We start from the raw sequence: 11940 nt of genomic DNA on the forward strand, positions 1-11940 counted from the left end.
CGGAAGGCTTTAGCGGCGAGGTAGCCTTGAGCGTGGATATTGATGGGGTGGTCGAGCCCCGCACGGTGGTCTTCACCGGCGGCATCGGCAGTTTGACGGTTGACGTCGCCAACGATGATCAAGCCAACGGCCCGGAGCAGGTCAGTGTCATCCTGAATGGGATTGCAGATGAGGCGTTTGCTATCGATCCCGCGGCTGCGACGGCAACGGGCACAGTGACAGAAGATGATGTTGGCCAAACGGTAATCGGTATTACCGACGCCGATTCAATGGTCGAAAACGGCGACGAGGGCTCCACCACGCTAAGCTTCGGCCTTACCGCCTCGGAAGGCTTTAGCGGCGAGGTGGCTCTGAGCGTGGATATTGATGGGGTGGTCGAGCCCCGCACGGTGGTCTTCACCGGCGGCGTTGGCAGTTTGACGGTTGACGTCGCCAACGATGATCAAGCCAATGGCCCTGAGCAAGTCAGTGTGATCCTGAATGGGATTGCAGATGAGGCGTTTGCTATCGATCCCGCTGCTGCAACGGCAATGGGCACAGTGACAGAGGATGATGACGTCGCGCCAACAACACCCGTACGCCTCCAGGCCGAGGACTTTACCACGGCAACCAATTACACCGTCGAGAACATCGGCGCAGCGGATGAGGGTCAAGGCATCCGGCTGCAGGGCGGTGAGTCGGGTACGGCCAGCTACGCGCTAGCCGGTGCGGTTGCGGCGGGCACTTATACTGTGATTGTCGGGTATTTTGACGAAAACGACGGCGAAAGTACGGCGCAGTTGAGCATCGGTAATGCCCAGGGTCAGAGCTTTAGCGGCGACTGGATCTTCGATAACGACGCCACCAGTGGCAATGCTGCTCAGGCAGCAAGCTTCCGCACGGTGACTTTCGAAAACGTCACGGTGGGCGACGATGCTACTCTGGCGCTCTCTGCAACTGCGGCTACGCTGGAATACGCACGTATCGACTATATCGAGTTTGTGCCCGCGGGAATCGTCGAGCCACCGGCGCCGACCTTGATCGGCATTTCCGATGCTGATCCGATGGTCGAAAGCGGCGACGAGGGCGCCACCACGCTAAGTTTCGGCCTCACCGCTTCGGAAGGCTTCAGCGGCGAGGTGGCATTGGATCTCACTATTAATGGTACATCCGAGCCCCGCACGGTGGTCTTCACCGGCGGCGTTGGCAGTTTGACGGTTGACGTCGCCAACGATGATCAAGCCAACGGCCCGGAGCAGGTCAGTGTCATCCTGAATGGGATTGCAGACGAGGCGTTTGCTATCGATCCCGCTGCTGCGACGGCAACGGGCACAGTGACAGAGGATGACGAGGTCGCACCAACAACGCCCGTACGCCTTCAGGCCGAGGACTTTACCACGGCAACCAATTACACCGTCGAGAACATCGGCGCAGCGGATGAGGGTCAAGGTATCCGGCTGCAGGGTGGCGAGTCGGGCACGGCCAGTTACGCGCTAGCCGGTGCGGTTGCGGCGGGCACTTACACCGTGATTGTCGGGTATTTTGACGAAAACGACGGCGAAAGTACGGCGCAGTTGAGCATCGGTAATGCCCAGGGCCAGAGCTTCAGCGGCGACTGGATCTTCGATAACGACGCCACCAGTGGCAATGCTGCCCAGGCAGCAAGCTTCCGCACGGTGACTTTCGAAAATGTCACAGTGGGCGACGATGCTACTCTGGCGCTCTCTGCAACTGCGGCTACGCTGGAATACGCACGTATCGACTATATCGAGTTTGTGCCCGCGGGAATTGTCGAGCCACCGGCGCCGACCTTGATCGGTATTTCCGATGCTGATCCGATGGTCGAAAGCGGCGACGAGGGTGCCACCACGCTAAGCTTCGGCCTTACCGCCTCGGAAGGCTTCAGCGGCGAGGTGGCATTGGATCTCACTATTAATGGTACATCCGAGCCCCGCACGGTGGTCTTCACCGGCGGCGTCGGCAGTTTGACGGTTGACGTCGCCAACGATGATCAAGCCAACGGCCCGGAGCAGGTCAGTGTCATCCTAGCCGGGATTGCAGACGAGGCGTTTGCTATCGATCCCGCTGCTGCGACGGCAATGGGAACGGTGACGGAGGATGATATTACCAGCACCGATCCTGCGACGATCAATCTTGAATTCGATGAAGGTGAGACTCTACAAGGCTTATTTGACGGAGTGACTGAAGGTTCGGGTACTGACACAGAGGAAACCGGTACAGCTGAAATCATTAATGGAAATTTGGTTATTTCGGCCAGTGAGGGTGATGCTGGAGGCAGTAATAACGCCAATGATAATTACTATACTAATGTGTCTGGAGGTGATGGTTTTACTGCTGAGCTTAAATTTGGCAACCCTTTCCCTTCGCTGCCTGCACAGTATTCGCAGCTGGGTCTTAATATAAGCCTCAGCCAGGACGAATATCTGAAGGTAACCTTCGGCAACGTCGGAGGCGGGCAAATTGAATACTCCTATGAGCTAGGAGGTTCACAAAGCAAACAGACCTTCAGCCTGCCGCCAAGCATCAGCTTCGCGCAGATTGCTGATGTTGTTGTGGCTATCGAAGCCAGTGTTGATGGTGGCATGGCAAGTTTCTCGGGCACCATGACCTTCCTTGATGCATCAGGACAAAGTTTGGGAGATACGGCTCTGCCAGCACTGCTCCTACCGGATGGCCCTTTGAATACAGCCATTACTAGTGCGGGAGAAGAGTTCGGTGTTGGCGTAACCCAGACCTCGTTTGGTTCCGGTCCAGTTTTTGTTGCTAATTATGACTACTTGCGTATTCAGCAACAGGGCGAAGAATCCACTGACGATAACGACAATCCGGTCGCGACGATTGCTATCCTACAGCCAGTCAACACCGACGCGGAACTTACGGTTGTTGTCACTTACGCTGATGCCTCGGGCATCGCTACGGAGACGCTTGATAACAGTGACATCGCACTCATGCTGGATGGGGTTCCAGTTGCTGCCACGATCAGCTTCGATGGCTTCAACGCAACGACGGGCGAAGCAACTTATGCGATCTCGTCTCCAGCTGGAGGTTGGAATGAAAATGGTAGTTATACGGTCTGGGTGGCTCAGGGGGCGGTCTCAGATGCCTCAGATAATGCCAACCTTGTCGATTCAACGCCATCGACGAGCTTCATGATCGACTTTGATGAGGGCAGCCCGCTTGGCGGTTATGCCCCGGGTGATGACCTGGACGAAGATGGCACTGCCAATCAGGCGGATGAAGATATTGATGGTGATGGTGATGCCAATGTAGATGATGTCTTTGCTTATGACGCCCAAAATGGGCAGCCTTTGGCCGACGGCGAAAGCATACGCCTTAATTTCGAAGTAAACGGCACTCCCTATCAGAACGGTTTCACCGGGGTTATGGCCAGTTCTGATGTGGCATTTCAGGACGAAGATACCGGCGCCGGCATCGTTGCCGATAATCAACTCAGGGTCACGACAACGAGTGGTGATACGGGGTCTGCAAATACGCCACAGAATGATTATCACTTGGGCATTATTCGTGATGGAGGCTTCATCCTGGAGTCCGTGGTGGATAACCCCTTTGCTTCGGCGCCCGGTAGTTATTCGCAGCTAGGGCTGGCGGTTAGTGTGAACAGTAATGATTTTGCCAAGTTGGTATTTGGCAGTGTTGGTCAGGACATTGAGTTTTCCTCGCGTGACAACAACGCCGAAACCAAACTTGGGGCTGACTTCCCAGATGGTTATGGCTTTGGTGATTTTGCAAAAGCGAAGCTAGTACTCGATGTCAGTGTCAATAACGTCGGCAATACTATGGCGACGGCGACAGTCACTTTACTGGACGCATCAGGTGAACCTTTACCGGGTAATGCCAGCGTGACCATTAGCGGGTTGGAACTCACCGGAGCCCTTAAGGAGGCGATACTAGACCCTGCAGCTTCGGTCGGCGTAGGGATTACCCACACGCATGGTGCGGCGGAAGCCTTTACCGCTGCCTATGACTACTTCGAGGTAAGTGCCAAGGAAGACACTAGCACTCCTTTGCCGGTGCCGGCGACCGAGATCGAAGAAATTTTTGCTGGTGCTAACCTCGAATTATCGGATAGCTATGATCAAGGTGATGTTGGCTCTGCATTGGTCACTGTGACTCCTGGCGGGAATGACGTACAGAGTTCCAATTACGGCAGTAACTCGTTCCAGGTGCAAAATACCGGAGATAAGAAGATCGCCGCGGTTTTCTTTGATGTGACGACAGCCCTCTATGGCGATAGCGTGTTTGATCCCGATGGCAAAGGTGGGGATGCGACAGCCAAGGAGTGGGCGATCAACAGTGCCGGTAACACCGGGGCAATTCAGCCTGTGGGGTCGTCTGGCTACGAGCATTATTTCCTGCCGGGAATCGATCCTGAGCCTGAGAATTCAGATAATAATGGTGGTTACCGTGGGGCCTTGGTGAAATTTTCGGCCACTGCCAACGGTGGATTTACTAACGGTGAAACAGTTGGTTTCAGTGGTGATATGGATCCTAACTCGATTGCTGGCTTTACCAAATCCAGTGTCGATACGGGATCGATTCCCTTCTGGGATGTGGGGGGGATCTCAGGGGCGGAACTTATCGGCTCCAATGTGTATATCAAGTTTACTGATGGTAGTACTGCCAGCGGACAATTGATGAGCGATGGCAGCCAGGCTGGAGCACAAGTGCTGGTGAGTGAAACGCCACCTAACCTAGTTGCCGAATTGAGTGTCAACGGGCTTTCTGCCGGTAGTCAAGGGACCTACGGTGGTGAAGTACCTTCGGTAATTGTTAGCGGGCCAGCTGGTGAATGGGTGCGAGTCGTCATGACTAAAGGGCACCAGCCAGTAACCAATAATCAGGATGGCATTGCCGATACTGTAAATGCCCGTCTAGCGGATAAGAATTTCCCTGCTAACAATGCTGCAGAGTTCCAGTTTGTAGATGTACAGCTGGGCGCCAGTGGCACAGCCGATGTTTCGCAGGAGTTTACCTATGGGGATTTCCTGAACGACACCTCCAGCTTCGATGGAGATGACACACTTCCGCTTGGTTTTGTTGCATCCGTCATTGATAACCCGAATACCTCTGATGGCTTGGGATTGGGGCCGGTATCGCAGCCGATCTATCTAATTTCGAATGGTACGCCTGTTGTGGATGGCGATACGACAATCCCGTCGGAAGGTTATTACCTTATGGAGGACAGTCGTCTTAAAGTACAGTTTGAGGATATAAATGGACCTGGTGGAGTAAACCCTCCTGGCAAATGGCAGTTCTTCGATGAGGCAGACGAAAATGGTAACCAGGCGAACTTCCAGGGAGTTGGTTACTATCTCTGGGGCGATGAGGACAGTGAGGCTCTTAATGGGCCGCAGGCAGAACTGACCTATACATTCGTCATTCCTGAGTCGGCAGCAGGGGAGTTTACCTTGCGAGTTCGGGGGACACGGGATCCAGGTGGGGCCAGCGATGCCCAGAATGATGTCTGGGTGAAGATAGATGACAATGCTGAAGAGCTTCTCGTTAGTAATGTCAATGCGATAGATAATAGTGGGTTTATAAAGCTGTATGGTAATGCAACAGGCGATTTTGGCTTCGCGAACTTTATCGATAGCACCTCGGATTCGGTACCGAATTTCCCAGCGGAGTTTGTGCTTGACGCCGGTGTTCATACGATTACTTTCGCAGGCCGTTCCGAAGGCTTCCATATTGACTTCTTTGAGCTTTACCAAGGCAATGCGCCAAGTATAAACGCGACGAACTCTACCTTTATACTTAGTGGTGATACCGAGCCTTTCGTTAATAACCCTCTTGAAGATCAGACGATCGAAGCTGAAGATGAGTTTTTCTTCGAGATTCCTGATGATACCTTTCGCGATCTGGATGGCGATATATTGACCTATGAAGCCCTAAACATACCTGATGGAGTCTTCTTCGACGCACAAACGAAGACTTTCTCGGGGAGCCCTAGTGCAGGGGTAGGTAATTACGCGCTGGAAGTTCAGGTAACCGATGAAGATGGTGCTACTGCGACAGCAGGTTTTGACTTGGTGGTGGTGCCAGAGGATCAAAACGAGCCAGATACTTACTTTGTCGCCATGGTCGAGAGTGCTAATGGCGACATTGAACAGGGCTCATCTCTGTCTAGTCCTGATTTGGAGATAGGCTCATATGTTGTCGGTATTCAATTTACCGTGCCTGATAATATTAATCTTGATGATAGTGAAACTATTGATAGTGCGATTATCAGCTGGGTATCTGATAGGACGCATTCTGCCAACTCGACGATGACTTTCTCCGTAGAGAACTCACTCAACGGAGCGAGCTTCGGCTCAGTCACTAACCGAAATTATCTCTCTGAAGAGGAAGTGTGGCAGTCTACAGGTACATGGCAGGATGGTGAAAATATAACTGTAGGTATTAACTTGGCAAATCAACTTAATTCGCTTATTGCTCAGGAGGGGCTTAACTCAGGAGATCTGATCACGGTCAAAATAGAAGGAACTGGTGGGACTCGCTTTGTCGAGGCGGCTGGAGGAGACCGGACTGCTCCAACGCTTGCTATTACTGTGGCTGATAACGCCAGTGCTAGCCAACTAAGTAATAATGCAACCCTTATGTTCGAGAGTAACTCTATAAGTGATATGCCGGGAGATGATGAGTTTGGAACTCTCAATCCCTCATCAATGAGCCAAGAAGTTGGCCTAGTTGGTATTAATGATGAGTCAACGGTAGGAAGTTTTTGATAAGTTAGTAGCTTAGTAGCATGAGGGGCTGGTTTTACCAGCCCCTTTTTTTGAAGAACAGTAGGTGCACTCATGCTTGAATGGATCGCCATATCACGTACTCAGCATGTCAATAAACGATTCTGGTCACGTCAAGGCTATTTCTTTTCTGCAGAATATCACGTGGCTCCCATTCTTCTGGAAGAGCTAGCCAGTCTGGTACCCCATTATGTATTGGGCTTTATTTACCAGAATGAGGGTTATCACCCAGTAGCAGTACTGGGATTTAACGAATGCAACTTGTATTTGCATCGCGATGGTCGTTGGCTGGGTGATTACGTGCCCGCGTCGCTGCGAGAGTATCCGTTTACCTTGGCAAAGGCCGAGACGAATAAAAAAGTATTCTGCATAGAACGGCAGCACCTCACTGACGATTTGAGCGCCGAGCCACTTTTTGGAGAGAAGGGAAATCTTGCTAATCAAGTCGAACAAACACTGAGTTTTCTCAAACAAAGCGAGTGTAACCGACACTTAACGACTGCTGCCTGCCAAGTGTTAAGTGAAGCAGGCCTAATCGAGCCTTGGCCTCTACAGCTGACCTGGGGTGACAAGCAGGCGTCACTGCATATGCAGGGTTTACATTGTATTAATCAGCAAGCTCTGAACAAATTAGGAGAAGGAACGTTAGCTGATTTGCATCGCCGTGGTGCCTTGCCGTTAGCCTACGCTCAACTATTCTCAATGAGTCAAGTAATTCAGTTAACAGAACGAGTGAAATTCCATGCGCAAGAGCAGGCTAAACAGTCAAAGCTTGAAAATGATATTGATCTATTTTACGAAGACGGAGATGAGTTTAAATTTTGATTTTATTACGTAGTTGTTGGCTTCATTCTATCGAGCATCGAATTCAGCACCTCGTAACAATAAATAGCACTTAGTTAATGTGTACCTGTAATTTGATAATCGCTGAGCTTTCTCCTGGATTAACGTATCCTCTAGGCTTGATCATCGCTCGACTGACTATTATCAAGGAAGCTCACCATGTTTTTCCCAAAACGCGATGCCCTTATTACGTCGCTCATTGCTATGGTTGCGCTATTACCGCCCACGCTATTCGCTCAGGATGCTCACATTGGCAGCGTGCGTACCGAGTTCAAGCTACTTGGCCCGAACAATACCATTGAAGTGGAGCGCTTCGATGACCCGAAGGTTCAGGGTATCTCCTGTTATCTCTCTTACTCACAGATTGGCGGGATTTCCGGTGCGGTGGGGTTGGCTGAGGAGGCCAGTGAGGCGAGTGTGGCGTGTCGGCAGACGGGGGAGATTGTCTTCGACCCTGCGGAAGTAGAGGAGCAAGAGGTGATTTTTAGCCAACGTCGCTCGGCGCTTTTCAAGAATATGCGCGTTGTGCGCATGCATGACGCCGAAACCCAGACCTTTGTGTACCTGACCTATAGCACCAAGCTGGTTGATGGTTCGCCTAAAAACGCGATTACGGCTGTCCACTACGGTGAGTTAGGAGGCGGGCAATAATTGACTCGTGGGTGCTTAGCGCGGGTTGCCTAGCGTTTGTGTCCAGTAGGTCGAGTAGCGCGACTCCGAATCCTCGGCTTTTGCCATGCCCATCTCGGTAAAGGCGTCATTCATGATGTTGCGGCAGTGGCCGGGGCTGTCTAGCCAGCCTTCCACCACGGCGGAAACAGAGATGAGGCCAGCGGCGATATTTTCACCCACGGCTTGCCACACGTAATCCTGGTTACCCACACGCTGCTCGATACCTGCGCCTTCCGGGTCGGTATGGCTAAAGTAGTCGTTCTCGGCCATGTCCTGGGAGTGGCTTTTGGCCGCTGCTTCCAGCTTGCAGCTCCATGCTAACGATTCTACGGCCTCAAACTGCTGGTCACCGCATTGTCTCGCTTGGCTACGCGCCTCGTTGATTTGAGACAGCATTTCCTGCTGCTGATCGTTCAGTTCGCATTCGCCCTGTGGGGGAGCATTATCACCCTGGGTTTGATCATTGGCCCATAAGCTGAATGAACCCATAAGCAGCATGATAACGGTCAGGCCGTAAAGCGCCCCGGCAGCGGGGCGCTTGGGAGGGACGTTATCCACCGAACTTCTCATTTTCGCCAAGATCCGGCGTGGCGTCCTTTTTGAGGTTGGCTTTGGCAATTTCGTAAAGCTGGAATGTCTTGCTCTCTTTGGCTTTCCAGTGCTCACCCATCTGCACTTTAATTTCTAGCAGGGCGACGTCTGGGTCGTCTTTACCTTCGGGGAACCAAGCAGCGATGAAGGGGTTCCAGTATTTTTCGACCAGTTCGCGGTTATCGATCAGGTTGGCTTTACCCGATAGTGAAACGTAGACGCCATCTTCCTGGTCGGAGAAGCTCAGGCACACGTCGTGGTCGCTTTCGGTTTCAAATACCTTCTCGGCACTGCGGCGGGTGAAGAACCACAGGGTTCCGTCATACTCATCTTGAACCAGATGCATGGGCCGGGCGCGCGGGGTGTCGTGATCCAACGTCACCAGCATGCCGACTTTGATATCTTTGATCATCTTCCAGATCTTCTGCTTATGTTCCGGGCTGGACATAGCGTCACTCTCCTTATGAATACGATCCTGGCCTTATAAAATAGATACTGGCCTTATGAATTCAATGCTGAAAATAGTCATAGACAATGCTTGTACATCGAAGATGACTAGCTACAGCCTAGCTACCATTTTCCATATCAGCAAACGCTCTATGGAATCATCATATCTCTTGCCTAGTAACATCCTGCTTGATGTGTCCGCGGTTACTCACCAGAATCAAAGTGACGCTGAACTGTATGCTCAGGGAGGGAGGTTCCAATGCTTACAGGATCTATATACCGCTACTGCCCAATTGTAGCGTTACTGATGCTCGGCGGTTGTGCCACGGGCGGGGGAGACCCTCATTCTCAAAACCAGATGACCCAATACGCGGCTGAATACTGCAGAAGTGTCGGTGGGGAGAATGAAATTCGCGAAAGCAGCCTAGGCACTGGCCGCTATTGCCGCTTGCCTGATGGCCGGGTTGAAAATGAGTGGAAGTTATATCGTACCGAGCATCTCGATAATGACTAGCTGACACCTTTGATGCCACCCAGGCCAGCCACTGGGTGCCAGGGGCCTAGCTGTTTTTGGTTGTATGCCTTTTCTTAAAGCCAATCATAACCGCTAGCAGCCCGCACGCCAGTGCTGGAAGCAAAACATCAAGCACTGAGTCTAACGTCCATCCACGCCAGACGCCCTCAAACATACCGACCGGTAGCGTTTCGCCCCATTCCCAACCTCGTTGGATGCCTAGCCTGTATTCGTGCTGAGCAATCTCGCGGCCAAGCAGTATCGCCACCGGGATAACACCGGCCACGTAAGCAGAAACAAAGGGCAATAGTGAGAGCTGAATGATCAAAGCGATAACGACGTGCTCTAAATGTGTGACGTCCATTTCCCCGCTCCCATAGTCTTTCTCCCATAACTTTTCTTCCGTGAGCCGAAAGGGCTCTGGCACGAACATGGGCATCATACATCCACATACATGTGGGTAGGGCTCGGGGAGGCAGCTCTTAACGTTTACCCGCTTTTGTTTTAATTTTGGGAGGCGTGTCGGAAAGCTCTTTCTCTTTAGTGCGCCATTTAATCTTTACTTCTACCTCCTGTTTATCGCCTTCATCACTGGCGCGCAGGGAGACTTGCAGCAACTGCTGGGGGGAAAGTACCAGCTCACCTTCACTTTCCTGGAAGGCTAACTCGCCTTTATTGATCGCATTTGCCAGGGTAATCAGTAACTCTTGGGTTGACTGACGATCCAGCAGGGAATCGTGACTGAATTTCGTTTTTGACTTCATTTAGCGGGCTCCACCAGTTTTCCTTTGCGGCCGGGCTTGAATACTTTTGCCTGAGGGTAATCGCAGCTAAGGCCGATCACTCCACGGTTTTTGTCGATTAACGTTACCCCTACACCGTAGCCATCGAGCCCCTCATTTTTACGCGAGTGAGCGTCCAGGGTGATATCGGCTTCGATATGGATAAGCCCGTTTTTGAGCGTGACCCGCTGGCCAAAGTGTTGGTTGATATGGCCGTGAACCAGCACCTGAATGCCTGCCCGCCGGGCAACGTAGGCGCCGCGCGGCGTAAGGGGAAGATCGGCTTTACGGTATTTGGTTCTAAAGGTATTGGCCAAAGAGCCATAATAAAAACTGAACAGGTTTTGGTGCATTAGGTTTTTTTTGAAAGCGCGGTTGGCATGTTTTACGCCGTACTTGGCCAGCAGTTCGGCCATATGATCATCGAGGCCGGCATGCAGAAACAGGAAGGAGCCGCGCTTTTTAACCAGCCGCATGCGGCGGAAAAACCAGCTAAATTCCCCCGATTTGTTAAGAAACAGCGAACGACACTTCATCGCGGCGGCATAGACTTGGGTGAGCGTCAGGCCGTTTTTTGCACAGTGCGCCTCGAAGCTCTGCGCCTTGGTGGTCATCTTGCTGATTTCACGCTCTATACCCTCGGGGGTGAGAAACCCGGCGGCATAGAAGGGGAAGTTTTCGAACCAGTCGTTGCCTGGAAACAGCGCCTGTCGGCACGCCTGCTCGGACGGTAATCCTTTGTCCCACTGGGTATCGGCCAGGTATTGATCGAATACCTCTTTAAACAGCGGTATCACCTTCTTGCCCATGCGCACAAAGAGATGTTGGCTACCGGCGTCAGTGTCGCGTTCCAACGATAGTAGCCCCATCAGCAAGCGGAGATCATGGTTACCGGCCAGCAGAGTGATATCTGCTTTGAGGCGGTATAAATGGGCCAGGCTGCGCAGCATCATCAGATTGCTGGGGCCTTTGTCCAGACAGTCTCCGCCCACCACGATTTCGGCTTTTTTGCCGAATTTCGTCAGTGCATATTCACATAGGTGGGAGCCTTCGCGTTCGATGACACCTGCAGCAATTAGCGAGGCTTCAAATGCCTCGGCATCCGCATGGGGGTCTGAGATGAATGCCACTGGCTTTTTGGGCCAGGCGAAGCCCTTTTTTCGCGAGCGCTTAACAAAGGTGCTTAGCGCCTCATCGTGATTGACCGAAGTCGCGTCATCGGGCCAGGGCGCCCACTCTGTCGGAAGGCGCGTCAAGATGGCGTTGTGATACGGTTGTTTGCTTACCTTTGGAATAACATTGAACGCGGTCATAGAAGCCATCTTAT

General features: G+C 52.2%; 9 protein-coding genes. 4 read left to right on the forward strand and 5 right to left on the reverse strand.

Translation table 11 applies throughout. The features are described 5' to 3' along the window. The 3 genes from E0L35_RS08000 to E0L35_RS08010 form a co-directional block, all read left to right on the forward strand. On the forward strand, positions 1–6746 hold a 6746-nt coding region (locus E0L35_RS08000), incomplete at its 5' end, for a putative Ig domain-containing protein (RefSeq protein ID WP_138800000.1). A gap of 72 nt (positions 6747–6818) precedes the next feature. Then, on the forward strand, positions 6819–7589 hold the full coding sequence (locus tag E0L35_RS08005) for a SapC family protein (RefSeq protein WP_138800001.1): 771 nt from the start codon (positions 6819–6821) through the stop codon (positions 7587–7589). Between the two features lie 177 nt (positions 7590–7766). Then, a complete protein-coding gene (locus E0L35_RS08010; protein ID WP_138800002.1) occupies positions 7767–8258 on the forward strand; it encodes a CreA family protein in 492 nt (163 codons plus the stop codon). 15 nt (positions 8259–8273) lie between these two features. Here E0L35_RS08010 and E0L35_RS08015 read toward each other — a convergent pair whose 3' ends face one another. Further along, entirely contained in the window at positions 8274–8837 is a 564-nt protein-coding gene (locus E0L35_RS08015; protein WP_249362106.1) for a CAP domain-containing protein, read from the reverse strand. Beyond that, a complete protein-coding gene (locus E0L35_RS08020) occupies positions 8830–9318 on the reverse strand; it encodes a pyridoxamine 5'-phosphate oxidase family protein (protein ID WP_138800004.1) in 489 nt (162 codons plus the stop codon). Before E0L35_RS08020 ends, E0L35_RS08015 begins: the two co-directional genes overlap by 8 nt. A gap of 258 nt (positions 9319–9576) precedes the next feature. On the opposite strand from E0L35_RS08020, the gene E0L35_RS08025 reads away from it, so the two are divergent. Continuing rightward, positions 9577–9831, forward strand: coding sequence for a DUF333 domain-containing protein (locus E0L35_RS08025; protein WP_138800005.1), 255 nt, complete (start codon positions 9577–9579; stop codon positions 9829–9831). 46 nt (positions 9832–9877) lie between these two features. Here the strand turns inward: E0L35_RS08025 and E0L35_RS08030 are convergent, their stop codons facing one another. From E0L35_RS08030 to E0L35_RS08040, 3 genes are all read right to left on the reverse strand, one after another. Then, positions 9878–10195, reverse strand: coding sequence for a hypothetical protein (locus E0L35_RS08030; protein WP_138800006.1), 318 nt, complete (start codon positions 10193–10195; stop codon positions 9878–9880). A gap of 118 nt (positions 10196–10313) precedes the next feature. Continuing rightward, positions 10314–10595: an amphi-Trp domain-containing protein gene (locus E0L35_RS08035; RefSeq protein WP_022524071.1), complete on the reverse strand. Its 282-nt coding sequence runs from the start codon at positions 10593–10595 to the stop codon at positions 10314–10316. Continuing rightward, positions 10592–11926, reverse strand: a complete 1335-nt coding sequence (locus E0L35_RS08040) for a metallophosphoesterase (RefSeq protein WP_249362107.1) — start codon at positions 11924–11926, stop codon at positions 10592–10594. Before E0L35_RS08040 ends, E0L35_RS08035 begins: the two co-directional genes overlap by 4 nt. Positions 11927–11940: the final 14 nt, after the last annotated feature.

The sequence above is a fragment of the Halomonas sp. ATBC28 genome (assembly GCF_005937175.1).
Lineage (GTDB): Bacteria > Pseudomonadota > Gammaproteobacteria > Pseudomonadales > Halomonadaceae > Vreelandella > Vreelandella titanicae.

Bases quoted from the DNA above. Each gene is read 5' to 3' on its own strand.
- E0L35_RS08005 (WP_138800001.1), top strand. From the start codon at position 6,819: ATGCTTGAATGGATCGCCATATCACGTACTCAGCATGTCAATAAACGA.
- E0L35_RS08010 (WP_138800002.1), top strand. From the start codon at position 7,767: ATGTTTTTCCCAAAACGCGATGCCCTTATTACGTCGCTCATTGCTATG.
- E0L35_RS08020 (WP_138800004.1), bottom strand. From the start codon at position 9,318: ATGTCCAGCCCGGAACATAAGCAGAAGATCTGGAAGATGATCAAAGAT.
- E0L35_RS08025 (WP_138800005.1), top strand. From the start codon at position 9,577: ATGCTTACAGGATCTATATACCGCTACTGCCCAATTGTAGCGTTACTG.
- E0L35_RS08030 (WP_138800006.1), bottom strand. From the start codon at position 10,195: ATGGACGTCACACATTTAGAGCACGTCGTTATCGCTTTGATCATTCAG.
- E0L35_RS08035 (WP_022524071.1), bottom strand. From the start codon at position 10,595: ATGAAGTCAAAAACGAAATTCAGTCACGATTCCCTGCTGGATCGTCAG.
- E0L35_RS08040 (WP_249362107.1), bottom strand. From the start codon at position 11,926: ATGACCGCGTTCAATGTTATTCCAAAGGTAAGCAAACAACCGTATCAC.